A 26103-nucleotide genomic window follows, 5' to 3' on the forward strand; every position below is an offset into this window, starting at 1 on the left:
AATCATGCGGCGCCGCCTAATGGCGCTGCGCTGCGGGCAATGTTGCCGCAGCGCATGCGCCCGTCCTGTCGCGGGTTGCTTCAATACCGGTAGTTTGCCGTCAGCAAGAAGTTGCGCGGTGCACCCGAGATATACGAGCGTTCGTGCTGGTAGTAGACCTTGTCGAACACGTTGTTGACATTCAGCTGCATGCTGAAATTCTTGTTGAGGCGATAGCGCGCCATCAGATCGACAATGTGGTACCCATCCTGCTTCATCATCTGCTGTTCAACCTGGGTTTTGTTCGTGGGAATCCAGGCAGATTGCGTGCTGCTCTGCCAGCGCCAGCCCAGGCCCAGCATCAATCGGTCGAAGCGGTAGGTGGTGAACAGCTTGAAGGATTTTTCCGGCGCTCGATACGAAGCCGTGAAGTCGTCACGTGCGCCCAACAGCACTTCACCCGGGTTCATGGGGACGACTTGCTTTTGCTTGACGAAGCCAGCCGCGATATTCCACTGGGGCGTCACAGCGCCGGCCACGTTGAATTCCCAGCCATAGACGCGCCAGCCATTGTCTGTCGTGCCTGATGTATTGACGTCATAGGTCTGGTAGGGAAAATCCTTTTGCCGCATCTTGAAGTACGACGCAGCGACGTTCAGCCGGTCGTCGAAGAAGGCACCTTTCAGGCCGCCTTCGTAGGTGATGGAGCGTACGGGCGGCAGCCAGTCTCCGGTTGCCAGATTGGTGGTATTGTTCGAGTTGATGTCACGAACATAGGTGGTGGTGTAGCTGGCGTAGGCGTTGATCTGCGGCGTAATTTCATAGATCAGTCCGGCGTAGGGCAGGAACTTGGGTGACAGTTTGTGTTGTGTAGCGGCGCGGCCGTCATAATTCCCATCGCAGTAGGCTTGGTATGTGCCCGCATCCGCGCTGCAACTGAAATAAGGATCATCGTTGCGGTCTTTGGCCCACCGCCCCCCCAGGATCAGGTGCGTGCGCGAGAAAGGCCGCAGATGACTGGCAAAGTAGACCCCGGTTTGGCGGGTCTTGGTGTGGGTGGTAATGCGGCTGTCGAAAAGGGTGTTGCCATTGGCATCAATGGTCGGGGTTTTGTTGCCGCCGCTGGTGTTCCATTCGTCAATCGAGATGCCGGATTTGTATTCACATGCCTCAGTGCGTGTTTGAATTTGCTCATCAAAATGCGCATTGAATGCCTCCATAGACCCCCAAATCAACTCGGCATAGGGTAGATAGGTTTCACGTTGATTGTTGAGGTCGGCAAATGCTTCATCCGAGCATAAACTTTGATGCTGCGGCCCTGAGCCGACCTGCAGCACGCCACTATCAAGCAGGCTCGTATCTTCCGACGCATAGCCCCAATGCAGCTTGCGGTGCACGGCATAGTAGTTTGCGCCGACAACGAAATCTTGCTGCCTTCCGGCCAGTTCGAAGCTGCCTTTCAGGTGCAGGTCTACTGCATTGACTTCATTTTCACGGTTGTCACGGCGGGCGGAATAAGAGGCGCGGTCGGCTGAAGGCACGTAATAAGTCGTCCCGATTTCGCCATAAAGTTTGTCATCCCTGTTGTGGGCATAGTTATAGCTGGCCTTGAGCAGCCAATCGTTCTCGAAGGCGTGTTCCCAGCTGGCAAACAGGTTGGTGTACTTTCGGTCAGTGCGCGACCATGGCGTGGCGTTATTGAAGTTGCGGTCAACCGCCTGCGTCGGTTCCGCATGCAGGCCGGAACCATCGGTATAGTCCTGTACCTCCGAATAGCGAGTAATGCCGTGTGGAGATGCGCCTTTCAGGCGAAAGTCGTAATGCGTCACGCCAAGGCTCAGGCGGTCGCTGCCAGTGACGTCCAGCGCCCCGATCAGGGATAAAGCTTTTCTGTCAGTGCTGGCGCCATCGACCCAATGATCGCCTTGCTGCGCGGCAGTCGCCAGCCGGACACGCAGCCTATCGTTGATGGGAGTGGAAAAATCCAATTCCGCACGTCGGTTATTCCAGCTGCCATATTTGACATTGGCTTCGATATGACGCTCAGCATAAGGATGTTTGCGAACGAAGTTCAGGCTGGCCGAGGCATCGCCCGCGCCGCCAGTCAGGCTGTTGGATCCGCGAATGATATCAATGCGTTCATACAGGAAGGGGTCTTGCATACCGATATCGCCGCTGGCCGAACCCGACAGAATATAGGTGCTGGCCATGACGCCATCCATTTGCACCGAGGTGACGGGGAATGTGCGAGAGTAGATCGGCTGGCTTCCTGCGCCAGCAACGCCTGCCGTCACCAGCGTGATGCCGGGGGTTTGATCCAGGACTTCACCTAGCGACAGCAACCCCTGGTCCTGGATTTGCTGGGCAGTGAAAGTCGTGACACTCTGTGGTGTTTCTTTCAGGGCAAGGTCCAGCTTGGTGGCGCTTGCCGTCGAACCGACGGTGTAGCTGGTGTTTGGGGCTTCTCCTTCCAGGTAGCTTCCAGCGACTGTAATGCTGTCCAGCGCAGCCACATTATCGGCATCACTCCCGCCATCGTCGCGACGCTGCAGAATGTATCGTCCTGCCCCGCGGACGGCTGCTTCGTAGCCGCTACCTTTCAGAATGCGTTGAAAACCTGCCGGGACGGTAAATGAACCTTTCAGTCCGTCTGAATTCAAGCCTGCCAGGCTATCGGCGTCGAAGGAGAGTGTTGCCCCTGTCGCTTGCGCAAATTGGGTCAGAACGAGAGCCAGAGGGCCTGCAGCGATATCCAGATTATGCTGCTCGCCTGAGCGAGGTGTACCTGTCTCTTGAACGCCTGCTGTCTGCGCATAGGCGGGTTGGGACGGGTGGAATGCCATCAAGAGGCAAACCAGTGTCATATTCAGCGTGAAGCAGGCGGCAGGGGCCGTACGGGTGTGAGTGGCAGTGTGCGGAGACATGTCTTGCGATGGTCAGTCGTGGGGGAGCTTGGTAAACGCAGACCCAAAGAGCCTGCTGATGACCGTAAAGACACGCAAGCCAATCTCAACATGCAAATCCGACGAATTTTTTTGTTGGTGCTGTGGCGCTTCAGCACAACGCAAAATGACTTGCCGCTTATCGTGGCATCAGGGTGATCCAGTACTTGGTACGCTGCCTGACGCGTATCGGAAAGGTATCTGTCATTGCGCCGAGGGCCTGCTCAATGTTGTCCAGCGGGAACACACCGGAAATACGCATATCGGCAATCGAAGGGTCGTACCCGAGATGGCCGTGATGGTAGCGGGACAGTGACGCCGCCACCTGGCTCAACGGTGTATCCACGATGCTCAGCATGCCATGCTGCCAGGCGTCGGAGCCAGGCGTGGCAGCTTGTATGGCGTGGGTTCGCTGACTATCAAACAGGGTTTGCTGGCCTGCTGCCAAGCGCAGCGGCGGTGTTGCGCTTTGCATGGGGCGAATGGCGACAGCATGCTCCATGACTTGCACTTGAGTTGTCTGCGGATCCACCTGCACCAGAAAACGCGTTCCCAACGCCTGTATGCTGCCATGCGGCGTTTCTACAATGAATGGGCGCTTATTGTTGAAGGCGCGGTCAGGATGGGTCTGTACCAGAATTTCGCCTTCGCGCAGCTGGATGCGGCGAAATAGGGCATCGAACGCAATAGAGACATCGGTGGCTGCATTCAGGAAAATTTCCGAACCATCGTCCAGCTGGAATTGGCGGCGTTCTGCTGTGCCTGTACGCAGTTGATCAGGATGTGCCAGAATGTCGGGCAAATAGCGGTAGGCGCCCGCTGCCAGCAGGCCACCGGCGGCAAGCGGCAGGCCCAGGCTGCGCAGGACTTCACGACGCCGGTTGCGACCCAGCACTGTGCTGGCAATGTCTCCTGGAATCTGCCCGAAGCGCGAACGTACATCCTGCAGGCGGTTCCATGCCTGTTGGTGGGCAGGGCTGGATGCGAGCCAGCTTTGCCAATCATGTTGATCCCGAGGGGTCGCGGTTTCTGCAAGCAGTCGTGCATACCAATCAGCGGCTTCGCGGATGGCCTGTGTTTCAGCCGCACTATAGCGGGATGGATGCTGCGTGTGCATGGGTGAGCAGGCCGATATTCAGGGCAGCATCAGGCAGCAATGCGCCATGGCGCGGGCCACATAGGTGGAGACGCTGCGTAAGGAAATGTTCAGCCTGGCAGCAATTTCCACATAAGGCAGGCCCTGGAATTGAGCCATGATAAAGGCTTGTTTTACCTTTGAGCCCAGACCATCCAGCATGCTATCGAATTCGAACAGAGATTCCCGCATCAGCGCCTGGGTTTCCAGGCTGGGTTGGGATTGGGGTGGCAGGGCAGCCAGTACTTCGAGATAGGCCCGTTCAATGGATTGGCGTCGATAAAAATTGGAGACCAGACGGCCTGCCACCGTTACCAGGTAGGCACGGGGCTCGCGCAGTTCGTCCTGTTGGCGCAAATGGGCGCACAGCACCCGGACAAAGGTGTCCTGCGCCAGTTCATCGGCGTCTTCCGGGCGGCCAACCTTGGCGCGCAGCCAGTTGCGCAGCCAACCATGATGTTCTCGATACCAGACGCCAACTTCAGCCGTCGGGGAAGCCGGGCAGTTTTTCATTGGACAATAGCGGAAGATGATGGAAATGTTTCTTATTATTGTATCTTTTTTTTGTCTCTCTGCGAATCCATGGCTGCCACGACAAGATGAAAACGGCAAAGGCGACCGGAGTCGCCTTTGCCGCATGCCTGTCGCCGGCCACTGCCGACGGGGCTCAAATCATGAGGCCAGCTTGCTTTTCACCAATGCCGAGAGTTGCGACATATCGGCGCGTCCGGCCAGCTTGGCTTTCAATGTGCCCATAATCTTCCCCATGGCAGCCGGGCCGCTGGCGCCTTGCGCCAAGGCTTCCTTGACGGCGGCATCGACGGCCGCTTCGATTTCGGCGGCATCGGCCTGCTGCGGCAGGAATTCCTGCAGGATGACCAATTCGGCTTCTTCCTGGGCGGCGGTTTCGGTGCGGCCCGCCTGGGCGAATGCCGTGATGGACTCACGGCGCTGCTTCACCTGCTTTTCCACGATGCGCTGTATCGCAGCGTCGTCCAGTTCTTCGCGGGTGTCGATTTCAACCTGTTTGATGGCGGCCTGCAGGAAACGCAGGGTGCCGAGGCGGGCGCTATCCTTCGCGCGCATGGCCGCCTTGATTTCATCCATGATCCGGGCTTTGAGCGATGCTGACATGATGATCTTTGTCGTGTCTGTGTTGATTACAGCCAGCATCATACTACTGGCGCCCGCCGTGCTGCGGCAGCCCGGTGCCGCAATGTCATTAGATGGAACGGGTATATGCTTATTGCGCACCATTCTTATTCCCAACCGGGCACGCGTAAGTTGATAAAATGCCCGCACTTTCATCAATCCGCTGTATGGCAGCAAAGGTCATTCGTCAACAACATGGCAGCCTTCTACAACGAGCGTGTGCTCAGCGTGCATCACTGGAACGACACCCTGTTTTCCTTCAGGACCACCCGCGACCCCGCCTTGCGTTTCCATAACGGCCACTTCGTCATGATCGGCCTGGAAGTCGAAGGCAAGCCGCTGCTGCGTGCCTACAGTATTGCCAGCGCGAACTACGAGGAACACCTGGAGTTCTTCAGCATCAAGGTGCAGAACGGTCCGCTGACTTCCCGCCTGCAGCACCTGCAGCCCGGTGACACCCTGCTGGTCAGCAAGAAACCCGTGGGCACGCTGGTGGCCGATGATCTGCGCCCCAATGGCCGCAATCTCTACCTGTTCGGCACAGGCACCGGCCTGGCGCCGTTCATGAGCATCATCAAGGACCCGGAAGTGTACGAACGCTTCGAGAAGGTCGTGTTGCTGCACGGCGTGCGCTGGGTCAGTGAACTGGCCTATGCCGACTATATCCAGAAGGAACTGCCGGAAAATGAATTTTTCGGCGATATCGTCCGTGAAAAGCTGATTTACTACCCGACGGTGACGCGCGAGCCTTTCCGCAACCAGGGCCGGGTGACCGAAGTCGTCGAGAACGGCAAGCTGTTCGAAACGATCGGCCTGCCGCCGCTGGACCCGGCCGTGGATCGCGCCATGATTTGCGGCAGTCCTTCCATGCTGCAGGACGTCAGCGCCATGCTGGACAGCCGGGGGTTCGTGATTTCCCCGGGGGTAGGCCAGCCTGGCGATTACGTCGTGGAACGGGCCTTTGTCGAGAAATAAGCCCGCCTGCCCGCTTGCGCGCTGGCCCTTGCGCCGGTCTTATATATAATCGTTACGCCGCCGGGGTGCCCGGCGGCGTCCAATCTGTCAGGCTCCCGGGGGGAGACTGCGGCCAAGCGAGAGAACAACATGAGCAAGCAAATCATTCATACCGATGCCGCCCCGGCAGCGGTCGGTCCGTATTCCCAGGCTGTTGCCGCCAGTGGCGCGCGCACAGTGTTCCTTTCCGGCCAGATCGGCCTGGAACCCGGTACCGGTGAACTGGTGTCGGAAAACTTCGAAGCCCAGGTGCGCCAGGCGTTTGCCAATATGGCGGCGGTTATCGAAGCAGCCGGCGGCACGCTGGACAACGTCGTCAAACTGACCTTGTACCTGACGGATCTCAGCCGTTTCGCGGCAGCCAACGCCATCATGGCGGAACTGATCCCGCAACCGTTCCCGGCACGTTCCACGATCGGCGTGGCCAGCCTGCCCAAGGGCGCACAGTTCGAAGTCGAGGCCATTCTCGTCATCTGAGCGGGAGTCGCCGCCTCTTTCATGCAGACAGAAGCACCGTCTGGCAAAAAAGGCCGTCAAGGCGCCCGCGGGCGCCCGTCGGCGGCGACTGTTGCCGCACGGCTGGAACGCCTGGGCCTGCGCCGCCCGGAAGACTTCGCGCTGCATTTACCGCTGCGCTACGAAGACGAAACCCAGGTCGTTCCCATTGCCCAGGCACGTCCTGGTAGCGTGGCGCAAGTGTCCGGCCATGTGACGCGCAATGAGGTGCTGTTGCGGCCGCGCCGCCAATTGAGCGTGACGCTGGCTGACGACAGCGGCACCATGACCTTGCGCTGGCTGAACTTCTATCCGAATCAGCGCAAACAGGTTGAAGAGGGTGCGGAAATCCGCGCCATCGGGGAAGTCCGGGGCAACCTGTTCGGCAAGGAAATCATCCATCCGCGCATCGTGCCGGCGGGTCGCGACTTGCCGCAGGCGCTGACACCGGTTTACCCCACCACGGAAGGCTTGTCGCAGCCAGTGCTGCGCAAGGCGATTGCAGATGCGCTGCCGCGCGCGCACCTGGACGACATCCTGCCGGCGCCGCTGCGCGAACGGCTGGGCCTGATGGACTTGCATGAAGCCGTCATGTTTCTGCATGCCCCTGAGCCAGGAACGCCGCTGCACACTCTGGAATTTCGCACGCATCCGGCCTGGCGGCGCGTCATGTTCGACGAAATGCTGGCGCACCAGCTGTCCATGGCGGCAGCCAGGGCTGCCCGGTTGGCCAAGCGCGCCCGCCCGTTGGCGCTGCGTACTGATGAAGACTCCCTGACCAAGCGTTTGCTGGCACGCCTGCCATTCGCGCTGACCGGCGCGCAGCAGCGCGTGGTTGCTGAAATCTCTGCAGACCTGGGCCGGGCCCACCCCATGCACCGCCTGCTGCAGGGCGATGTCGGCAGCGGCAAGACGGTGGTGGCAGCGCTGGCAGCGGCCCAGGCGATAGATGCCGGCGCACAGGTGGCGTTGATGGCGCCAACCGAACTGCTGGCCGAACAGCACTTTCGCAAGCTGGTGGACTGGCTGGAGCCGCTGGGCGTGCCGGTTGCCTGGTTGAGCGGCAGCCAGAAGGCCAAGGCCCGCCGCGAGGCCTTGCAGGCCGTGGCGCAGGGGCAGGCGCCGCTGGTGGTGGGCACCCAGGCCTTGGTGCAGGACCATGTGGATTTTGATTGCCTGGGGCTGGTCATTGTCGATGAGCAGCACCGTTTCGGCGTGGGCCAACGCCTGGCATTGAGCCGCAAAGGGGAAGACGACGCTGCTGCGGAAGTGCCACACTTGCTCAATATGAGCGCGACGCCGATTCCCCGCACGCTGGCCATGACGCATTTTGCCGATCTCGATGTCTCGGTGATCGACGAACTGCCGCCGGGACGCACGCCCGTGCGCACCAAACTGGTGGAAGAAGGACGCCGCAAGGAGGTCATCGCGCTGGTGGCCCAGGCCGTGCGCGAAGGGCGGCAGGCCTACTGGGTCTGTCCGCTGGTGGAAGAAAGCGAGGCGCTGGCCTTGCAGACGGCGGTCGATACCCATGCTGCCTTGAGCAGCGCCTTGCCCGATCTGGCGCTCGGGCTCGTGCATGGACGCTTGAACGCCACGGAAAAGGCGGTTGTCATGGATGCCTTCCGTGCCGGTGAAATAGACCTGCTGGTGGCAACCACCGTCATCGAGGTCGGGGTGGATGTGCCCAACGCCTCCCTGATGGTGATAGAGCATGCCGAACGCTTCGGCCTGGCGCAGTTGCATCAATTGCGCGGACGCGTAGGGCGGGGCGCCGCGCAGTCGGTTTGCGTCCTGCTGTACCAGGGCCCGCTGTCGGCTCATGCCCGCGACCGTCTCAAGGCCATGTACGAAACCAATGATGGTTTTGAAATTGCCCGGCGCGACCTGGCGCAACGCGGCCCGGGCGAATTCCTGGGAACACGTCAATCCGGCATGGCCATGTTGCGCTATGGCGACCCGGAACAGTTCCCCGAACTGGCCGAGCAAGCGCGTGATGCCGCGCGGCAACTGCTGCGCGATGCGCCAGCAGTTGCAAGCGACCACCTGGACCGCTGGATGGCCGGCCGGGAAGATTTCCTGAGAACGTGACACCCATGTAAACGAAACATCAATCATGCGGCGGGGCGTGCCAGATGCCATATCATGTACTCAGGCTTTGGGTATTCCAGGCGCGCTCATGGGGCAGCGCAGGGCTGTCGGCATGGCGCAGCCGGGCCTTTGCCCGTCAGGGTGTGCTGGCGTAGTGGTATTCACTGGGGGCCGGGGGCTCTCAGAAAACGTGGTAAAGACACGGCAGCATTCAGGCTGCCGGTTTTCCAAGAAAAAAATAGCGGAATTCTTTAATGACTTTGACCGAGTTGAAGTACATCGTCGCAGTTGCCAGGGAGCGTCATTTCGGGCGGGCTGCCGAGGCGTGCTTCGTCAGCCAGCCGACGCTGTCCGTCGCCATACGCAAGCTGGAAGATGAGCTGGGCGTGGCGATTTTCGAACGCGGCAGTTCAGAGGTCGGCGTCACGGCCCTGGGTGAACGCATCGTGGCGCAGGCGCAGAAGGTTCTGGAAGAAAGCGCCTACCTGAAGGAAATCGCCCAGCAAGGCCACGACCCCTTGTCCGGGCCATTGCGTGTGGGCGTCATTCACACCATCGGGCCGTACCTGCTGCCTTACCTTGTGCCGCGCCACATCGCCAGCATCCCTCAGATGCCACTGCTGCTGCAGGAGAATTTCACGGTGCGCCTGGTCGAACTGCTGCGCCAGGGGGAAATCGACTGCGCCATCATGGCCTTGCCGCTGCCGGAAACCGGTTTGATGACCCGTCCCCTGTACGACGAACCGTTCGTGGTCGCCGTGCCGGTCAATCATCCCTGGGCCAGCCTGGAAGCCATTGACGCCAATGACCTGAAACAGGAAACCATGCTGCTGCTCGGGCATGGCCACTGCTTCCGCGACCAGGTACTCGGGGTCTGTCCGGAAATGTCGCGGTTTTCCGCCGCCGCCGATGGTATCCAGCGTTCGTTCGAGGGGTCTTCGCTGGAAACCATCCGGCACATGGTGGCGTCGGGGATAGGCATCACCGTGCTGCCGATCACATCCGTACCCAAGGATGCGTCCAGCACGCCGCTGCTGCGCTACATTCCGTTCCGCTCGCCCGTCCCGGACCGCCGGGTGGTTCTGGCCTGGCGTCGCAGCTTTCCGCGCCAGGCTGCCGTCGATGCGCTGGCGCATACCGTGTATGAGTGCGGCATGCCCAATGTGAAAATGCTCGAAGAAAGCGAGATCGAACAGGTCTGAACGCCGCCTGCCCAGGACACCGCCAGGCAGATCCGGCAGTCAGGCTGCGAGCAAGCCTTACGGGCTTTCTGCTATGCTATCCCAGTCATCAGAGCGCCTGGCTGGCAGTCTGCCGGGCAGGCGCCCAACGGCGGGGAACCCGCCATCTGAACCAGGAGAAACGTATGTCCAGTTCCAAGAAAGTCGCTGCGCCCAGCATTGATATCGGCATCTCTGAAAAAAACCGTCTGGAAGTTGCCCAGGAATTGTCCAAGGTGCTGGCCGATGCCCACGCGCTGTACCTGATGACGCACAATTTCCACTGGAACGTGACCGGTCCCTTGTTCAATACGCTGCACGCGATGTTCATGGACCAGTACACCGAGCAGTGGAATGCGCTGGACGATATCGCCGAACGCATCCGCGCACTGGGTGTTTACGCGCCCGGTACCTATCGCGAGTTCTCCAAACTGGCCTCCATCGCCGAGCCGGAAGACGTGCCGGAAGCGCTGGAAATGGTGCGCTTGCTGGTCAAGGGCAATGAATCCGTCGCCAAGACGGCGCGCAAGGCTTTCAGCGTGGCCGACGAGGCCAATGACCAGCCCACCGCCGATCTGCTGACCCAGCGCCTGGATATCCACGAAAAGAACGCGTGGATGCTGCGCAGCCTCTTGCAATAAACCTGAGCCGCTGGCATCGCTTGCCCGCAGGGTGCGACTGCCGGTGCCACGCAAAACGCCCTGGGTGAGGGGAAGTTCCCGCGCCCAGGGCGTTTTTTCTTGCCTGTCTCTGTGTCTATTTGCTGCCCGGGCTGCGGGCTTGCAACAGTACGTCTTTGCGTTCCATGACGATCTTTGCCGCCAGCGTTACCAGGGCAATCGTCGTCAGCAATGCCGCGGCGGTGAAGGCGGCCACGGCCTTGTTGTCGTCATTGAGCTGCTGGATCAAAAGCGGCAGCGTCAGGGTTTTGCCGCGAATGACGCCGGATACGACCGATACGGCGCCGAACTCGCCCACGGCGCGGGCATTGGTGATGGCCACGCCGTAAAGCAGTCCCCACTTGATTTTAGGCAGCGTGATGCGGCGGAAAATCTGCCACCCGCTGGCACCCAGCGTCAAGGCTGCATGTTCTTCGTCATTGCCCTGCGCCTGCATCAGCGGAATCAGGATGCGCGCCACGAAGGGCGCGGTGACGAACATGGTGGCCATGACCATGCCGGGCCAGGCGAATATCAGCTGGATGTCGTGTTCGTACAGCCACTCTCCGAACAGGCCTTCCAGCCCGTATACCAGCAGATAGCACAGACCGGCCACTACGGGAGAAATGGCATAGGGAATGTCGGTCAGCGTAATGAGGAACTGGCGGCCGCGGAAACGGTACTGCGTCACGCACCAGGCCAGCATGATGCCGAACACGAGGTTCACGGGCACGGTGATCGCGGCTATCAGCAGCGTCAGCTTGATGGCATGCACGGTGTCGGGAGCAAGAACATTGCTGACGAATGTGTTCCAGCCCAGTGACAAGGCCTGCGTAAAAATCAGCAGCAGGGGCAGTACCAGCAGCAGCACTGCGCCGGTGACGCCCAGGGCGATCAGTGTCCAGGCCTTCCAGCCTTGTTGCTTGTGTTGCATGGCTCAAACCTCCGTCCGGTACCAGGGCAGCAGCCACTTCTGCGCCATGCGCAGGCCGAACAGCAACAGCAGCGAAGCGAACAGAACGACCGTTGCGATGGCGGCTGCGGCAGGGTAGTTGTTTTCTGCCTGCCGCATGAAAATCATCAACGAGGTTATCTCGGTGCGGAAGGGCAGATTGCCGGCAATCATCACCACCGCGCCGAATTCGCCCAGGCTGCGGATGAATGCCTGGGACGCGCCTGTCATGACCGCAGGCAGCAGTGCCGGCAGAATGACACGCAACAGGATCTGCCCGTCCCGGGCGCCCAGGGTCCTGGCGGCTTCTTCATATTCTGGCCCGACATCAGCCAGCACCGGCTGAACCGAGCGCACCACGAATGGCAGGCTGGTAAAGACCATGGCTATGACAAGGCCCGGAAAAGCATAGGCCACCTTGATGCCCCATGCCGAAAAATACTGTCCCAGCCAGCCCGGCGGCGACAACAGCAGCGCCAGCGTCAGCCCGGCGACGGCGGTCGGCAGCGCGAAGGGCAGGTCAACCAGGGCGTCCAGCACGCGCTTGCCGGGAAACTCGTAGCGCACGATGATCCAGCTGAGCAGCAAACCCAGGATGGTCGCGAAAACCGTGGAGAGGAAGGCACCGTAGAGCGTGACGCGGTAGCTGGCAACGACACGCGGGTCACTGATGGCGCGCCAGTATTCCGCCCAGCTCATGCCGGAGGCATAGATCAGCAGGCCCGCGATGGGCAGCAGGATGATCAGGGACAGGTAGAGGACACTGATGCCGAAGCTCAGGCCGAAGCCTGGCAGCGAGGGCGGGCGGTTGAAGAATTTTGGCAGCATGTAAGGCGCAAAGGCGCCGCATGACGCGGCGCCTTGTGAGTATCAGCTTTCAGACGGTGAGGCGATCAGCGTTGGCTGGCTGCCTTGGCGAGCAATTCATCGAGCACGCCGCCAGAAGCGAAATGCTTGGCCTGGATGCTGTCCCAGTCACCCAGCACGTCCTGCGGATTGAGCAGGCGGACGTTCGGGAAACGTTCGGCATTGGCCTTGATGACTTCCGGGTCATGCACGCGGTAATTGTAGCTTGCCAGCAGGGCCTGGATTTCCGGACTGTACTGGAATTGCAGGAACTCGCGGGCGACGTCTTCGGTCTTTTCACGCTTGGCAACACGCTCCACCACCGCTACCGGGAATTCGGCCAGGACGCTGACGGGCGGTACTACGATTTCAAAGCCCTTGTCCTTGAATTCATCTGCCTTCGCGATATTGTTCACTTCGGATTCGAAGGTCAGCAGCACATCGCCCTGTTCATTGGCGAAGGCCGTGGTGGCGCCGCGGCCGCCCGTGGGGAAAGTTTCGACGTTGCCCAGGAGCTTGGTAACGAAGTCGCGGGTCTTGGCTTCATCGCCGCCGAATTTCTCATTGGCGTAGAGCCAGGCGCCCAGGTAGGTATAGCGAGCATTGCCGGAGGTCTTGGGGTTGGGGAAGACCAGCTTGACGTCTTCGCGGACCAGGTCATCCCAGTTCTTGATGTTCTTCGGGTTGTCCTTGCGCACCAGGAAGGCAATGGTGCTGTAGTAGGGCGAACTGTTGTTGGCAAATTGCTGCTGCCAGTTCTTGGCAACGAAACCGCGGTTGGCCAGCAGGTTGATGTCCGTGACCTGGTTGAAGCTGACGGCGCTGATCGCCAACCCCTGCAGAATGGCGTTGGCCTGGGCGGTGGTGCCGCCAAAAGACGGTTCGATGGTCAGGTCTTCGCCCTTGGCTTCTTTCCAGTGCGCCACGAACAGCGGATTGATCGCGCCGAAGAGCTCACGGGAAATATCATAGGAAGCCGTGCCCAGTTTGGTCTGGGCACCGGCGGCGGCCGTTGCGCCCAGCAGGGCGATGGCAAGGCTGCGGGTCAGGAATCGTTTCAGCATGTTGTGTGTCCTGTCTGGAAGGCGGATTCAAAAAATCAGGTAGGGGTAACTGCCAAGGCCATTGCCGGGAAAAGTGGCTCAGGTACGGACGGTGCGTTCCGGCACCGGAGGAATGCGGGGCGCAGGCGGTACCAGGCGCCAACTGGCGCGGCGCCGCAGCGCAGTGAGGATCTTCAGGCCTTGTGGCCAGGCACCGAACCCCGAGGCGCTGTTGATATGACCTGCCTCGGAAAGGATGTTCAGGCGGCTGCCCCAGGCATCGGCGAAAAGCCGGGCGCGGTCCAGCGCGCAATACGGGTCGTTGTCGCTGGCCACTACCACGCTTTGAAAGGGCAGCGGGTTCAACGGGATCGGACCGAAACTGCGCAGGGCCTCATGAGCGCCGGGCCGTTCGATGTCGGCGGGCGCCACCAGCAGCGCCCCTGCAACACGGCGTTGCAGGCTGGCGGGCAGGTGGGCCACGGTAACGCAGCCCAGGCTATGGGCCACCAGCAGCGCGGGCGTCGGCGACTCGCTGATGGCGCGCGCCAGCGTATCCACCCAGGCGGCCGGTGAGGGCGTGTCCCAGTCTTCCTGCTGCAAGCGCACGACGTTCGAAAGTCGGCTTTCCCAGAGGCTTTGCCAGTGGCCGGCGTCGGAGTTGCGCCAGCCGGGGATGATGATGGTCTGAAGTCGCATGGCGCTCATGATGCAGGCCGGCGAACGCAACTCAAACGAATAATTCGCCCTTTGTATATTCTTCAAAGAAATATGAAGACGGGTTGTGCATAGCTAAATCCGTGGGTTTTCTGTGGCAGTTGTGAGGCATGCTCCGGTCCTCTCCACCGTAGGAAAAGCAGTGCTGCGTGAACATTGATTCACATGAAAGGGACAGTATTAGGGTTAGGCCGGACGCCCGCATGGGTATTGCATCGTGTATGCTCAAGGAATAAGGCCGGACGCCGCATGGCGAGCTTTTCCGTGATGGCGGCCAGCTCCGTTCATTGCATCTATATCGCGTCACAAGAGGAACCGTTACATGAAAGCTGTATTCAAACTGGCCCCGATTGCGTTCTCCCTGCTTGGCCTGGCGGCTGCCGCGAATGCGGACACGCTGAAAATCGCCGTTGTCGGCCCGGTAACCGGAGCCGTGACGCAGTATGGCGATATGGTACGCGAAGGCGTCTTCACGGCTGTCGAACAATACAACGCCAAGGGCGGCGTCAACGGCAAGCAGGTGGAACTGCAGGTGATAGACGATGCATGCGAGCCCAAGCAAGGCCCGGTGGCAGCCAATAATGTCGTCAATGCCGGTATCGGCTTCGTCGTCGGTCATGTCTGCTCGGGCGCAACCATCGCTGCCGCGGATATCTATGACAGCGAAGGCGTAGTGATGATTTCTCCCTCGGCCACGGCGCCCGCACTGACCGACGGCAAGGATTACGAGTTCATCTTCCGCACCATTGGCCGTGACGACCAGCAAGGCCCGGCAGCCGGCAAGTTCATTGTGGAAACCCTCAAGCCGGCCAAGGTGGCCGTGCTGCACGACAAGCAATCCTATGGCCAGGGCATCGCCACGGCCGTGCGCGATACGGTCAAGGCCGGCGGTATCGACGTCGCTGTCTTCGAAGGCATCAATGCCGGAGATACCGATTATTCCGCCGTGATCACCAAGCTGAAGTCGGCCGGCGTCGATTTCGTCTATTTCGGCGGCTACCACCCCGAACTGGGCCTGTTGCTGCGCCAGGCGGCGGAGCAGGGCCTGAAAGCTCGCTTCATGGGCCCGGAAGGCGCAGGTAATCCTGACATCAACGCCATTGCCGGTCCCGCGGTCGAAGGTATGCTGCTGACCCTGCCGGCCGATTTCAGCTCTGACCCCGCCAATGCGGAAGTGGTGCGTCTCTTCAAGGAAAAGGGCCGCAACGCCAGCGGCGCCTTCCAGTTGCAGGCCTATGCGGCAACGCAGGTGCTGTTCGACGCGATCAATGCCACGAAGAGCGAAGACCCGGAAGTGATCGCCGAATACCTGCATGCCAACAGCTTCAAGACGCCGATTGGCGAAATTTCCTGGAACAAGCAGGGCGACCTGAACGACTTCAAGTTCTCGGTCTATTCCTGGCATGCCGATGGCAGCCAGAAACTGGTGCAGTAAGCCCCTGTTCAACCCAGCCGGCAGGCAAGGCGCCACCGGCTGATGGTTAGTGATGGATAGTGGCAGGCGTGGCTTCTGCCCATGGCCATCCTTGGCGGGCTGGCGCCCAGCCTGTCTGTCCAAAGCCCTGGCACCTTTCGCGGTGCCAGGGCTTGTTTCTTTCTTGTCCGGTTGCGGCCGACAGCGGCCGGCCGCAACCGGACAAGCGTGGGGGCCTAGTCCAGCATCAGCCGGCGGCGTGCCGCCGCGTATTGCTGCGCCAGCTGCTCGATGTAATCGGCGGCAGCTTGCACCTGGCCGACGGCGCCTATGCCTTGGCCGCAGCCCCAGATGTCTTTCCAGGCCTTGGCGGCGCGGTCCCCGCCGAAATTCATCTGCGTCGGATCACTGACCGGCAGGTTGTCCGGGTCCAGGCCGGCCGCCACGATGGATGGCTTGAGATAGTTGCCGTGGATGCCGGTAAAGAAGTTGGTATAGACGATATCGTCGGAGCTGCCGTCCACGATGGCCTGCTTGTAGGCAGCCGAAGCACGGGCTTCTTCCGTGGCGATGAAGGCAGACCCGATGTAGGCGAAATCTGCGCCTATGGCCTGGGCGGCAAGAATGCCGTTGCCGGTGGCAATGGCGCCCGACAAGGCCAGCGGCCCGTCGAACCAGGCGCGGATTTCCTGCACCAGGGCGAAGGGATGTTTGGTGCCGGCATGTCCGCCCGCACCGCTGGCGACTGCAATCAGGCCGTCCGCGCCTTTGGCGATGGCCTTGCGGGCAAAGGTGTCGTTGATGACGTCATGCAACACAATGCCGCCATATTCGTGGGCAGCCTGGTTGATCTCGGGCTGTGCCCCGAGCGAAGTAATGATGATCGGCACTTTGTACTTGGCGCACAGCGCCATATCGTGTTCCAGGCGCTGGTTGCTGCGATGGACGATCTGATTGATGGCGAAGGGGGCCGCTGGACGGTCCGGGTGCGCCCGGTTATGGGCCGCGAGGCTCTCGGTGATCTCAGCCAGCCAGTCTTCCAGCTGTTCCGCCGGGCGGGCATTGAGCGCGGGCATGGAGCCGACGATGCCGGCCTTGCATTGCGCGATGACGAGACTGGGCGTGCTGACGATGAACATCGGCGAGGCAATCACGGGCAGGCGCAACTGCGTGAGGATTCGGGGCAGTTTGGACATCTATCTCTCTCCTTGTTATGGGCCGGGCGCCACGTTATGTTGCGGCGGCGCCTGGCCTGTCATCCGGTCTGGGGCCTGCCAGCGATTATGAAGCAAGAAGCCGGGAGGGCCAGGGATTGCCCCCGGGGCCGGCATGACTGCCGTCGCGTCAATTTGTTGTCGCGCTGATCGATCGCCGGGCAGCCGCTACAATGTTCGCTTCGCCAATGCGGGCCGCAGCGGACAGCGTTTGACCGATGCGGGCCGAGGTGTGCCGAAGGGGATTTGATTCGATGACCATGGAAGCCTTGAAGCCTGATTTGTTCCAGCGCCTGGGACTGTATGCCCGCCTGACGCGGCTGGACAAGCCTATTGGTTCACTGTTGCTGCTGTGGCCCACGCTCTGGGCGCTCTGGGCCGCGACCGGCGGCTGGCCGTCCTGGTACATCCTGATTGTCTTCATCATAGGCACAGTGCTGATGCGTTCGGCCGGGTGTGCGATCAACGACTATTTCGATCGCGACTTCGATCGGCACGTAGACCGGACCCAGGCCCGCGTCCTGACGACCGGCCAGATCAGTGGCAAGGAAGCGCTGCTGGTTGCGGCGGCGCTGGCCCTGGTGTCGCTGCTGCTGATCTTGCCGCTCAACCAGCTGACGCTGTGGCTATCGCTGCCCGCTATCTTCCTGGCCATTACTTATCCGCTGATGAAGCGCTTTTTTGCGATCCCGCAAGCCTATCTGGGCATTGCTTTCGGCTTCGGCATTCCGATGGGCTACGCTGCGGTCCAGAATGCACTGCCGCTGGAAGCCTGGATCATGCTGGCCGCCAACATCTGCTGGGCCATTGCGTACGACACCGAATATGCCATGGTGGACCGTGAAGACGACATCAAGCTCGGGCTCAAGACTTCGGCAGTCACCTTCGGCTCATGGGATGTGACGATGGTGGCATTCTTCTATGCCGCGACGCTGTCGCTGCTGGCTGTTTTTGGCGGCATGAAGGGCTACCAAAGCTGGTTCTGGGTCGGGCTGGCCGTTGCCGCCATCATCGCCCTGCGCCATTTGCTATGGATACGCGAACGGGACCGCGCAGCATGTTTCCGTGCGTTTCTCAATAACACCTGGTTCGGTTTTTCCGTTTTTGCCGGGATTTTCCTGGAAACCATGCTGGGATAACACCGGCACCTGCCCGGGGGCAGGAGAGAGGGGGAGTGTCTGAGATGTCTAAGGATTTGCGAATTGCCTTTATCGGCGGCGGCAATATGGCCGCAGCGCTGGGCGCAGGCCTGTCGGGCAAACTGTGTCCGGCAGGAAACATACACGTCGTTGATATCAATGAGGATATCCGGGCGCGCTGGCAAGGGCAGGGCAGTACGGTGGCGGCCAGCGCAGACGAGGCGCTGCGCGCCTGCAACGTCTGGATCTACGCCGTCAAGCCGCAGGTCATGGACCAGGTCGTGCAGGCCACCCGCCCGTGGATGGCGCCAGGCACGCTGGTTATCAGCATCGCCGCCGGCATCACGCTGGCGCGTTTCGAGGAATGGCTGGCGGGCGCAGAATCGCCGCGCCTGGTGCGCTGCATGCCCAATACCCCGGCGCTGGTCGGCGCGGGTGCCTCGGGCCTGTATGCCGCAGCCGAGGTGCCGCAGGAACAGCGCGAACTGGCTGCTTCCATTCTGGCGGCAGTGGGCACGGTCACTTGGGTCGAACGCGAAGAGCAGCTTGATGCTGTGACGGCGCTGTCGGGCAGCGGTCCTGCATATATCTTCCTGCTGATCGAAGCCCTGACCGCCGGTGGCGAGCAATTGGGGCTGGCACAGGCAGATGCGCAGACGCTGGCGATCCAGACCGTGCTGGGGGCCGCACAACTGGCCGCAAACTCCACGGAATCCCCGGCTGTCCTGCGCCAGCGGGTGACGTCCCCTGGCGGCACGACTGCCGCCGCGCTGCAGGTTTTCGAGCAGCGCGAATGGGCGGCCATCGTTGGCGAAGCGATGCAGGCTGCCGCCCGACGTGCCGCCGAACTCAGCCAGGGCACCGGCTCATAGCGCTTCAGGAACGTTTGTTTAAGGGTTTCTACTAAACCTGCTGCCCAGCTGTGTCCTGAAAGACGGCAACGGCAGTAGGGGAATGTAGAATTGCCGTTTTGGCATCGCGGCCAGCGTTGCCTTCAACCGTTTCCACCCGCACGCAAGCCGCCCGCCGCATGGCGTGGATGGCTTGCGCAGGCTGAGTGTTTTCCTATGTCCGACCTTCTTCCACAAATTGTCCAGCAGCTGTTCAACGGCTTGTCGCTGGGCGCGATCTACGCATTGATCGCCATTGGCTATACCATGGTCTACGGCATCATTGGCATGATCAATTTCGCCCATGGCGAAATCTACATGATCGGTGCCTATGTCGGCCTGGTCACATTGACGGCCATCGGCACGCAGACCGGCATGCCGCTGTACATGATCATCGCCATCATGCTCATCGTCTCGGTGGCGGTCACCGGCGCCTACGGTTTTGCGGTCGAACGCATCGCATACCGGCCGGTACGCGGCGGCCCGCGCCTGGTTGCCCTGATCTCCGCGATCGGTATGTCCATTTTTCTGCAGAACTGGGTGGCGCTGGGCCAGGGCTCACGCGACATGGCTGTGCCGTCGTTGATTTCCGGCGGTTTACAGTTCCATCTGTCGGGCTTCGACGTCATGCTGCCGTATTCCCGCATCCTGATCATCTTCGTGACGGTGGTGATGATGGTGGGGCTCACGCTGTTCATCCGGCATTCGCGCATGGGCCGCGCGTCGCGCGCCTGCTCTCAGGACATGCGCATGGCCAATCTGCTGGGCATTGATACCAATCGCGTCATTTCCTTCACCTTCGTGCTTGGCGCCATGCTGGCTGCGGTCGGCGGCGTGCTGATCGCCATCACCATCGGCAAGCTCAATCCCTACATCGGCTTCATCGCCGGCATCAAGGCCTTTACGGCTGCCGTGCTGGGGGGCATAGGCAGCATCCCCGGCGCGATGCTGGGGGGTGTGATCCTGGGGCTGGCGGAAACCTTCGCGGCGGCATTCCTGTCCTCCCAATACAAGGACATCGTGGCTTTCGGGCTGCTGGTGTTGGTGCTGCTGTTCCGGCCTACCGGACTGCTGGGTAAACCGGAAGTGGAAAAAGTCTGATGGCAAACTCCTTCAAGAACGCAATCATCGCGGCGTTGATGACGGCGGTGATCATCACGCCCGTCTTTGGCCTGAAACTGGTGCGCCAGGGCTCCTCCATGACGCTGGACCCGCAATGGGACCTGGTATTGCTGGGCTGCGGCATCGTCTTCGTTTTCCACCTGTTCAAGCCGCTGCTGGGCCGCTTGTTCGGTGGCGTCAAGACGCCCAGCATGCCGGCGTTGCCGGCCAACGGCCAACGCTGGCTGGGCATCCTGCTGATCCTCCTGGCCATCGTCTGGCCATTCTTCGGCAACCGCAGCCAGGTGGATATCGGCACCGTCGTCATGATCTATATCATGCTCGGCCTGGGGCTGAATATCGTCGTCGGCTTTGCCGGCCTGCTGGACCTGGGTTTCGTCGGCTTCTATGCCGTAGGCGCCTATACCTACGCCTTGCTGTATCACTTCTATGGCTGGGGTTTCTGGGAAGCGCTGCCGCTGTCCGGGGTGATGGCGGCCCTGTTCGGTTTCGTCCTCGGGTTCCCGGTGCTGCGCCTGCGTGGCGATTACCTTGCCATCGTCACCCTGGGCTTCGGTGAAATCATCCGCCTGTTGCTGGTCAACATGACCACGCTGACTGGCGGCCCTGACGGCATTTCCGGCATACCCAAGCCTACGGTGTTCGGTTACGAGATGGCGCGCCGCATCAAGGGCGAAGGACAGACCTTTCACCAGATGATGGGTTGGGACTTCGATTCCCAGCACATGATGATCTATCTGTACCTGATGGCGCTGGTACTGGCGTTGATCACCCTGTATGTGTCCAACCGTCTGGTGCGCATGCCGGTGGGACGCGCATGGGAAGCGCTGCGGGAAGACGAGATCGCTTGCCGCTCGCTGGGCCTTAACCCCACCCGTATCAAATTGTCCGCCTTTACGCTGGGTGCGGCGTTTGCCGGTTTCGGCGGTGCTTTCTATGCCGCGCGGCAGGGCATGGTCAATCCCGAGTCCTTCACCTTCATTGAATCGGCGCTGATCCTCGCGGTGGTGGTGCTGGGTGGCATGGGCTCGCAGATCGGCGTCATTCTGGCCGCCATCATCCTGACCATCCTGCCAGAAATCGCCCGCGAGTTCGCCGAGTACCGCATGTTGCTGTTCGGTCTGGTCATGGTTCTGATGATGGTCTGGCGCCCGCAGGGACTGCTGCCGGTGAAACGTCCGCACGTGGAGTTGCAGAAATGAGCACGCCCCTGTTGAGTGTCCAGAACCTGAGCATGCGTTTTGGCGGTCTGCTGGCCGTGGATTCCGTGGCCTTCGATGTCCAGCCCGACGAAGTTTTCGCCATCATCGGCCCCAACGGCGCCGGCAAGACGACTGTATTCAATTGCGTTGGCGGCTTCTACCGGCCGTCCGGCGGCAGCGTGCGCATGCTGGGCCAGGAAATCGCTGGCCTGCCCAGCCACAAGGTGGCCCGCCACGGGCTGGTGCGCACGTTCCAGAACGTCCGCCTGTTCAAGCAGCTGACCGTGCTGGAAAACCTGCTGGTGGCCCAGCATACACAGGTTGAAAACGGCTTGCTGCGCGGCCTGCTCAAGCTGCCATCCTACCGCCGGGCCGAGCAGCAGGCGCAGGAACGTGCTGTGTACTGGCTGGAATTCATGGGCTTGCTGCAGTATGCCAACCGTGAAGCCGGCAACCTGGCCTATGGCCATCAGCGCCGCCTGGAGATTGCTCGCTGCATGATTACGCGGCCGCGCCTGCTGATGCTCGACGAGCCTGCCGCGGGGCTGAATCCCCAGGAAAAGGTGGAATTGCAAGGCCTGGTGGACCGCTTGCGGCGTGAGTTCAATGTGGCGGTGCTGCTGATCGAACACGACATGAAGCTGGTGATGGGCGTATCCGACCGGATTCTGGTCATGGAACACGGCAAGCCCATCATCACGGGCCTGCCCGACGAAGTGCGCAACGATCCGCGCGTCATCAAGGCTTACCTGGGCGAGGAATAATGCTCAAGCTCGAAAATATTCATACCCATTACGGTGCCATACAGGCGCTGGACGGTGTCAGCGTGGAAGTGGCCAAAGGGGAAATCGTCACCCTGATCGGCAGCAACGGCGCCGGCAAGACCACGCTGCTGATGACGATCTGCGGCACGCCCCGGGCGACATCAGGCAAGGTGCTGTTCGAGGGACGGGACATCAGCAAGGAACCCACGCATCGCATCATGCGCGGCGGTATTGCGATTTCGCCGGAGGGCCGGCGGGTGTTTCCTGACCTGACGGTACTCGATAACCTGAAGATGGGCGGGTTCTTCTCGAACCGCGATGAAATGCTTGAAGGCATAGAACATGCTTTCAAACTCTTCCCGCGCTTGAAAGAACGGGCCTCCCAGCGCGCGGGGACCATGTCCGGCGGCGAGCAGCAGATGCTGGCGATCGGCCGGGCACTGATGTCGCGGCCCAGGCTGTTGCTGCTCGACGAGCCCACGCTGGGCCTGGCGCCGTTGATCATTGCGCAGATATTCGACATTATTCGTACCATACGGGATGAGGGCATTACCGTGTTCCTGGTCGAGCAGAATGCCAATAAGGCGCTGCAGGTGGCCGACCGTGGCTACGTGCTGGAGAATGGGCGCATTGTCCTGGCCGATACTGGCGCGAACCTGCTGGCCAACGACGAAGTCCGCAAGGCCTATCTTGGCGCGTGATGCGCCTGTGGCCAGGCCAGTCTGATTCCGCTGTGTTTGCCCTTGCCCGCGGCAGGGTTTCAGCCCTTGCGGGGCAGGCTTGTCATTACGATGGGTATTTTGTCCGTCCGGCCCGGTTAGGCTGGAGGGGTAATGTTCAATCATGGCCGACATGGCCAACACGACCACGACGGCCGCATGGCCGGAAGGGCAGAAAGGGAGTGCGATATACCCATGAGTGTATCGACTGACAAACAGGAAATCCGGCAATCGCCATGCCTGGAAGAATCGGGCTGGGACTTGCAGGGCATCGTTTCCAGCCTGCGCGATGCGCGCCGCGATTGGCGCAGCCGTAGCGGACGCCTGCGCGAAGCGGGCGGGGCGCGTGAGTTCCCCTCGGTGGAAGAAATTCGCGGCATCGTCAACATGCTGTGCGGCGCCTTGTTCCCTATGCGCCTGGGTCCGTTGGACCTGCATGAAGACAACGAGGACGCCTACGTTCAACTGACCTTGGCCAATGCCATGCGCCAGCTGGAACGCCAGGTCTTTCTTGAGTTGAGCTATCTGGCTCGGCAGCGCAACGCACCCTGTGAAGAGCTCGCCCACCGAGCCCATCACGTGGCGCGTGAATTCGCGGCCAGCCTGCCGAATGTGCGGCGCATGATAGACACCGATGTCATCGCCGCGTTCCAGGGTGACCCGGCCGCACGCAGCGTGGACGAAGTATTGCTGAGTTACCCCGGCGTCAAGGCCATCATCCATCATCGCCTGGCACATGTGCTCTATGTACTGGATGCGCCTCTGGTGGCCCGCATCATTGCCGAAATCGCCCATGCCGATACCGGTATAGACATCCATCCCGGCGCCCGTATCGGCGGCAGCTTCTTCATCGACCATGGCACGGGCGTGGTCATCGGCGAAACGACGATCATCGGTGAACGTGTCCGGCTCTACCAGACGGTTACGCTGGGTGCCAAACGCTTCCCGGCAACGCCGGACGGCGCTCTGAAGAAAGGCCTGCCGCGCCATCCCATCCTCGAGGACGACGTGGTGGTCTATGCCGGCGCGACCGTGCTGGGACGCATTACCGTGGGGCGGGCGTCCATCATCGGCGGCAATGTCTGGCTGACGCACAGCGTGCCGCCCGGCAGCAACATTACCCAAGCCAGCGCGATCAACGCAGAAGCGGAAAACGCGCGCAAGGAATGAAACTTGATGCTGCCGACATCCCGTCACCGGGCCGCCGGCAGCGATTACTTGGGTAGAATGCTGCCATTCCATCTGACGGGCAGGGCTGGCATGCCAGCTTGCCCATTGCTAGACCGGGGTAGGCACATTCCGGGCCATCCCAGCCATGTTTGTTTCAGGAAATCCTATGACCAATACTGATTTTTCCTCTCGCGCGCAGGCTCTGCGCGCCCGTTACGACGAACTCAAGCAGGCGCGTCCGCAACTCCGCGCCCGCGACATGGCGGCAGAACTTGGCGTGACCGAAGTTGAGCTGGTGGCGGCTGGTGCCGGCGGCGTCGAAAGCACCATGCTGTCCTACGAACGTCCCCAGGATGTGTTCCGTGAACTGGGCAGCCTGGGCCGTGTGATGGCGCTGACGCGCAACGATTGGTGCGTGCACGAGCGCAAGGGCAGCTATCTGGACGTCAAGGCCGAAGGCCCGGTTGGTCTGGTGCTCGGACCGGACATCGACCTGCGCGTGTTCTTCAAGGACTGGGCCTCGGCCTGGGACGTCAAGCAGGGCGAGTTGCGCAGCCTGCAGTTCTTCGACCGCGCCGGCGTCGCCGTGCATAAAGTCTACCTGCAGCCGCAAAGCGACGTTCAGGCCTATGAGGCACTGGTTGCCAAGTTCCGCGCCGCCGAGCCGGTCTGGCCTGCGATTTCCACCATCGAAAAGCCGGTGGAACCGGAAACCGTGAGCGATCCCGCTGCCCTGCGCACCGACTGGCTGGCAATGAAGGACACGCACGAATTCTTCCCGCTGCTCAAGCGCTTCAAGGTCAGCCGCCTGGGCGCGCTGCGTGCAGCGGGCAAGGACCTGGCCCAGGAAGTGCCGGCCGACACGTTGCAACGCGTGCTGGAAGGTTCGGCCGCAGCGGGTACGGAAATCATGTGCTTCGTTGGCAACCATGGCATGATCCAGATCCACAGCGGTCCGGTGAAAAACCTGAAGGCCATGGGCGACTGGTACAACGTGCTGGACCCTGACTTCAACCTGCACCTGAAGACCTCGGCGATTGCCTCGGCATGGATCGTCAACAAGCCCACCAGCGACGGCTGGGTGACCTCACTGGAGCTCTATGCCGACAACGGCGAGATCATTGCCCAGTTCTTCGGCGCCCGCAAACCAGGCAAGCCTGAGCTGGCCGCCTGGCGCGATTTGCTGGTGTCCCTGGCGCCTGAACCCCTGGCTGCCTGATGGTTGTCCGCCCGCTTCGGGCGGTTGCTGGCTGAACCTGGAAGGCCTGTCGGGCTTTCCAGGTTTTTTATTTGTCGGGCGCGGCCGGTAGCGGCGTCGCCATGTGATCGGCCGGGTGCAGCTTGCGCCGTTGCTGATGCGCGGAATAGGCGCTGCCCATGGAGGCCGCCATGATCATGCTGATGGCCAACCATTGGGCGGGGCTCAGGTATTCATCCAGCAGCACCAAAGCCAGCAGCGCAGCGACAGCGGGCTCCATGCTGATCATGATGCCGAAAGCCTGGGGTGGCAGCCGTTTGAGCGCAACCATCTCCAGCATCATGGGTATGGCGCTGGATACCAGTGCCACGCCCAGCCCGACCAGCAGCACCCAGGGCGACAGCAGCGCGCTGCCAGCATGCGCGACGCCGACCGGCACAACCAGCAGGGTAGCAACCGCCAGGCCGAACGGCACGGATAAGCCGGCATGTAGATGGCCCACGCGCTTGCCGAACAAGATATAGGTGGCCCAGAAAAGGGCGGCAGCCAGTGCGAACATCACCCCGGTCGGGTCCAGCCCACTGACATCATGGCCCAGCGGCAGCAATAACCAGAGCCCACCTACCGCCAGCGCCACCCACAGAAAATCCTGCAAGCGCCGCGAAGCCAGCAAGGCAATGGACAAAGGCCCGGAAAACTCGATGGCCACGGCAATGCCGAAGGGAATGGTGCGCAAGGCCATGTAGAAGCAAAGATTCATCGCACCCAGCGCAAGGCCATAGAACACGATGGCCTGGGCATCGCGGCGCGTGATCTGCCAACGCCAGGGGCGCCAGAACAAAAGCAGCAACAAAGCGGCAAACCCGACGCGCACGGCTGTCGTGCCCTGGGCCCCGACCAGGGGAAACAGCAGGCGCTTGGCGAACGACGTGCCTATGGCGAGGCAGGCGACGGAACCGAGAATGGCCAGCAATGGCAGGAACGAGGCATAGCGTGAGCGTGACATGCCGCAATTTTATTGCGCCG

24 protein-coding genes are annotated in these 26103 nt (G+C 61.2%); 14 read left to right on the forward strand and 10 right to left on the reverse strand.

The features are described 5' to 3' along the window. Positions 1–80 precede the first annotated feature (80 nt). From EV679_RS17630 to EV679_RS09385, 4 genes are all read right to left on the reverse strand, one after another. On the reverse strand, positions 81–2903 hold the full coding sequence (locus EV679_RS17630; RefSeq protein ID WP_165390013.1) for a TonB-dependent siderophore receptor: 2823 nt from the start codon (positions 2901–2903) through the stop codon (positions 81–83). Positions 2904–3060: 157 nt separating this feature from the next. After that, complete coding sequence (locus EV679_RS09375) at positions 3061–4038, reverse strand: FecR domain-containing protein (protein ID WP_130487031.1); 978 nt, start codon at positions 4036–4038, stop codon at positions 3061–3063. An 18-nt stretch (positions 4039–4056) separates the two neighbouring features. Beyond that, positions 4057–4569 (reverse strand): sigma-70 family RNA polymerase sigma factor, encoded by a 513-nt coding sequence (locus EV679_RS09380; protein WP_130487032.1) that lies wholly within the window; start codon positions 4567–4569, stop codon positions 4057–4059. 159 nt (positions 4570–4728) lie between these two features. Beyond that, positions 4729–5190: a GatB/YqeY domain-containing protein gene (locus EV679_RS09385; protein WP_130487033.1), complete on the reverse strand. Its 462-nt coding sequence runs from the start codon at positions 5188–5190 to the stop codon at positions 4729–4731. Positions 5191–5403: 213 nt separating this feature from the next. On the opposite strand from EV679_RS09385, the gene EV679_RS09390 reads away from it, so the two are divergent. From EV679_RS09390 to EV679_RS09410, 5 genes are all read left to right on the forward strand, one after another. Then, positions 5404–6183: a ferredoxin--NADP reductase gene (locus EV679_RS09390; RefSeq protein WP_068372394.1), complete on the forward strand. Its 780-nt coding sequence runs from the start codon at positions 5404–5406 to the stop codon at positions 6181–6183. 129 nt (positions 6184–6312) lie between these two features. After that, positions 6313–6699, forward strand: coding sequence for a Rid family detoxifying hydrolase (locus EV679_RS09395; RefSeq protein WP_068372391.1), 387 nt, complete (start codon positions 6313–6315; stop codon positions 6697–6699). A 21-nt stretch (positions 6700–6720) separates the two neighbouring features. Then, positions 6721–8808, forward strand: a complete 2088-nt coding sequence (gene recG, locus EV679_RS09400) for an ATP-dependent DNA helicase RecG (protein ID WP_130487034.1) — start codon at positions 6721–6723, stop codon at positions 8806–8808. A 254-nt stretch (positions 8809–9062) separates the two neighbouring features. After that, positions 9063–10010 (forward strand): LysR substrate-binding domain-containing protein, encoded by a 948-nt coding sequence (locus tag EV679_RS09405; protein ID WP_130487035.1) that lies wholly within the window; start codon positions 9063–9065, stop codon positions 10008–10010. 164 nt (positions 10011–10174) lie between these two features. Beyond that, positions 10175–10669: a Dps family protein gene (locus EV679_RS09410; protein ID WP_068372381.1), complete on the forward strand. Its 495-nt coding sequence runs from the start codon at positions 10175–10177 to the stop codon at positions 10667–10669. 115 nt (positions 10670–10784) lie between these two features. On the opposite strand, the gene cysW is transcribed toward EV679_RS09410, so the two are convergent. The 4 genes from cysW to EV679_RS09430 all read right to left on the reverse strand — a co-directional run bounded on the left by cysW (position 10785) and on the right by EV679_RS09430 (position 14227). Next, positions 10785–11621, reverse strand: coding sequence for a sulfate ABC transporter permease subunit CysW (cysW, locus tag EV679_RS09415; RefSeq protein WP_130487036.1), 837 nt, complete (start codon positions 11619–11621; stop codon positions 10785–10787). A gap of 3 nt (positions 11622–11624) precedes the next feature. Further along, the gene (gene cysT / locus EV679_RS09420) at positions 11625–12467 is read right to left on the reverse strand and encodes a sulfate ABC transporter permease subunit CysT (RefSeq protein ID WP_068372376.1); all 843 of its coding nucleotides are present in this window, start codon (positions 12465–12467) and stop codon (positions 11625–11627) included. Positions 12468–12532: 65 nt separating this feature from the next. After that, positions 12533–13549: a thiosulfate ABC transporter substrate-binding protein CysP gene (cysP, locus tag EV679_RS09425; RefSeq protein WP_127774190.1), complete on the reverse strand. Its 1017-nt coding sequence runs from the start codon at positions 13547–13549 to the stop codon at positions 12533–12535. 78 nt (positions 13550–13627) lie between these two features. After that, the gene (locus EV679_RS09430; protein ID WP_068372370.1) at positions 13628–14227 is read right to left on the reverse strand and encodes an RBBP9/YdeN family alpha/beta hydrolase; all 600 of its coding nucleotides are present in this window, start codon (positions 14225–14227) and stop codon (positions 13628–13630) included. A 340-nt stretch (positions 14228–14567) separates the two neighbouring features. Between EV679_RS09430 and EV679_RS09435 the strand changes: the two genes are divergently transcribed. Continuing rightward, a complete protein-coding gene (locus EV679_RS09435) occupies positions 14568–15680 on the forward strand; it encodes a high-affinity branched-chain amino acid ABC transporter substrate-binding protein (protein ID WP_068372366.1) in 1113 nt (370 codons plus the stop codon). 215 nt (positions 15681–15895) lie between these two features. Here the strand turns inward: EV679_RS09435 and EV679_RS09440 are convergent, their stop codons facing one another. Further along, on the reverse strand, positions 15896–16855 hold the full coding sequence (locus tag EV679_RS09440; protein ID WP_130487037.1) for an NAD(P)H-dependent flavin oxidoreductase: 960 nt from the start codon (positions 16853–16855) through the stop codon (positions 15896–15898). A 278-nt stretch (positions 16856–17133) separates the two neighbouring features. Between EV679_RS09440 and ubiA the strand changes: the two genes are divergently transcribed. From ubiA to EV679_RS09480, 8 genes are all read left to right on the forward strand, one after another. Further along, positions 17134–18012 carry a 4-hydroxybenzoate octaprenyltransferase gene (ubiA, locus tag EV679_RS09445; protein ID WP_130487038.1) on the forward strand — a complete coding sequence of 293 codons (879 nt, stop codon included), beginning with the start codon at positions 17134–17136 and terminating at the stop codon, positions 18010–18012. 44 nt (positions 18013–18056) lie between these two features. Then, positions 18057–18884 (forward strand): pyrroline-5-carboxylate reductase, encoded by an 828-nt coding sequence (proC, locus tag EV679_RS09450; protein WP_130487114.1) that lies wholly within the window; start codon positions 18057–18059, stop codon positions 18882–18884. Positions 18885–19079: 195 nt separating this feature from the next. Then, complete coding sequence (gene livH / locus EV679_RS09455) at positions 19080–20003, forward strand: high-affinity branched-chain amino acid ABC transporter permease LivH (protein ID WP_068372357.1); 924 nt, start codon at positions 19080–19082, stop codon at positions 20001–20003. Further along, positions 20003–21226, forward strand: coding sequence for a high-affinity branched-chain amino acid ABC transporter permease LivM (locus tag EV679_RS09460; RefSeq protein WP_130487039.1), 1224 nt, complete (start codon positions 20003–20005; stop codon positions 21224–21226). Before livH ends, EV679_RS09460 begins: the two co-directional genes overlap by 1 nt. Then, the gene (livG, locus tag EV679_RS09465; RefSeq protein WP_068372351.1) at positions 21223–21990 is read left to right on the forward strand and encodes a high-affinity branched-chain amino acid ABC transporter ATP-binding protein LivG; all 768 of its coding nucleotides are present in this window, start codon (positions 21223–21225) and stop codon (positions 21988–21990) included. Before EV679_RS09460 ends, livG begins: the two co-directional genes overlap by 4 nt. Continuing rightward, the gene (locus EV679_RS09470) at positions 21990–22691 is read left to right on the forward strand and encodes an ABC transporter ATP-binding protein (protein ID WP_068372348.1); all 702 of its coding nucleotides are present in this window, start codon (positions 21990–21992) and stop codon (positions 22689–22691) included. Before livG ends, EV679_RS09470 begins: the two co-directional genes overlap by 1 nt. 213 nt (positions 22692–22904) lie before the next feature. Beyond that, on the forward strand, positions 22905–23879 hold the full coding sequence (gene epsC, locus EV679_RS09475; protein WP_068372345.1) for a serine O-acetyltransferase EpsC: 975 nt from the start codon (positions 22905–22907) through the stop codon (positions 23877–23879). Positions 23880–24045: 166 nt separating this feature from the next. Then, a complete protein-coding gene (locus EV679_RS09480; protein ID WP_130487040.1) occupies positions 24046–25098 on the forward strand; it encodes a hemin-degrading factor in 1053 nt (350 codons plus the stop codon). Positions 25099–25165: 67 nt separating this feature from the next. Here the strand turns inward: EV679_RS09480 and EV679_RS09485 are convergent, their stop codons facing one another. Further along, on the reverse strand, positions 25166–26083 hold the full coding sequence (locus EV679_RS09485) for an EamA family transporter (protein ID WP_130487041.1): 918 nt from the start codon (positions 26081–26083) through the stop codon (positions 25166–25168). Positions 26084–26103 lie beyond the last annotated feature (20 nt).

It is taken from the genome of Kerstersia gyiorum (assembly GCF_004216755.1).
GTDB classification, from domain to species: domain Bacteria; phylum Pseudomonadota; class Gammaproteobacteria; order Burkholderiales; family Burkholderiaceae_B; genus Kerstersia; species Kerstersia gyiorum.

Coding starts and splice junctions, on each gene's coding strand:
- EV679_RS09480 (WP_130487040.1), top strand. CDS start 24,046: ATGACCAATACTGATTTTTCCTCTCGCGCGCAGGCTCTGCGCGCCCGT.
- livH (WP_068372357.1), top strand. CDS start 19,080: ATGTCCGACCTTCTTCCACAAATTGTCCAGCAGCTGTTCAACGGCTTG.
- EV679_RS09385 (WP_130487033.1), bottom strand. CDS start 5,190: ATGTCAGCATCGCTCAAAGCCCGGATCATGGATGAAATCAAGGCGGCC.
- EV679_RS09430 (WP_068372370.1), bottom strand. CDS start 14,227: ATGCGACTTCAGACCATCATCATCCCCGGCTGGCGCAACTCCGACGCC.
- cysW (WP_130487036.1), bottom strand. CDS start 11,621: ATGCAACACAAGCAACAAGGCTGGAAGGCCTGGACACTGATCGCCCTG.
- epsC (WP_068372345.1), top strand. CDS start 22,905: ATGAGTGTATCGACTGACAAACAGGAAATCCGGCAATCGCCATGCCTG.
- proC (WP_130487114.1), top strand. CDS start 18,057: ATGTCTAAGGATTTGCGAATTGCCTTTATCGGCGGCGGCAATATGGCC.
- cysP (WP_127774190.1), bottom strand. CDS start 13,549: ATGCTGAAACGATTCCTGACCCGCAGCCTTGCCATCGCCCTGCTGGGC.
- EV679_RS09485 (WP_130487041.1), bottom strand. CDS start 26,083: ATGTCACGCTCACGCTATGCCTCGTTCCTGCCATTGCTGGCCATTCTC.
- EV679_RS09395 (WP_068372391.1), top strand. CDS start 6,313: ATGAGCAAGCAAATCATTCATACCGATGCCGCCCCGGCAGCGGTCGGT.
- EV679_RS09390 (WP_068372394.1), top strand. CDS start 5,404: ATGGCAGCCTTCTACAACGAGCGTGTGCTCAGCGTGCATCACTGGAAC.
- EV679_RS09460 (WP_130487039.1), top strand. CDS start 20,003: ATGGCAAACTCCTTCAAGAACGCAATCATCGCGGCGTTGATGACGGCG.
- EV679_RS09405 (WP_130487035.1), top strand. CDS start 9,063: ATGACTTTGACCGAGTTGAAGTACATCGTCGCAGTTGCCAGGGAGCGT.
- ubiA (WP_130487038.1), top strand. CDS start 17,134: ATGGAAGCCTTGAAGCCTGATTTGTTCCAGCGCCTGGGACTGTATGCC.
- cysT (WP_068372376.1), bottom strand. CDS start 12,467: ATGCTGCCAAAATTCTTCAACCGCCCGCCCTCGCTGCCAGGCTTCGGC.
- EV679_RS09435 (WP_068372366.1), top strand. CDS start 14,568: ATGAAAGCTGTATTCAAACTGGCCCCGATTGCGTTCTCCCTGCTTGGC.
- EV679_RS09470 (WP_068372348.1), top strand. CDS start 21,990: ATGCTCAAGCTCGAAAATATTCATACCCATTACGGTGCCATACAGGCG.
- EV679_RS09410 (WP_068372381.1), top strand. CDS start 10,175: ATGTCCAGTTCCAAGAAAGTCGCTGCGCCCAGCATTGATATCGGCATC.
- EV679_RS17630 (WP_165390013.1), bottom strand. CDS start 2,903: ATGTCTCCGCACACTGCCACTCACACCCGTACGGCCCCTGCCGCCTGC.
- recG (WP_130487034.1), top strand. CDS start 6,721: ATGCAGACAGAAGCACCGTCTGGCAAAAAAGGCCGTCAAGGCGCCCGC.
- EV679_RS09380 (WP_130487032.1), bottom strand. CDS start 4,569: ATGAAAAACTGCCCGGCTTCCCCGACGGCTGAAGTTGGCGTCTGGTAT.
- EV679_RS09375 (WP_130487031.1), bottom strand. CDS start 4,038: ATGCACACGCAGCATCCATCCCGCTATAGTGCGGCTGAAACACAGGCC.
- livG (WP_068372351.1), top strand. CDS start 21,223: ATGAGCACGCCCCTGTTGAGTGTCCAGAACCTGAGCATGCGTTTTGGC.
- EV679_RS09440 (WP_130487037.1), bottom strand. CDS start 16,855: ATGTCCAAACTGCCCCGAATCCTCACGCAGTTGCGCCTGCCCGTGATT.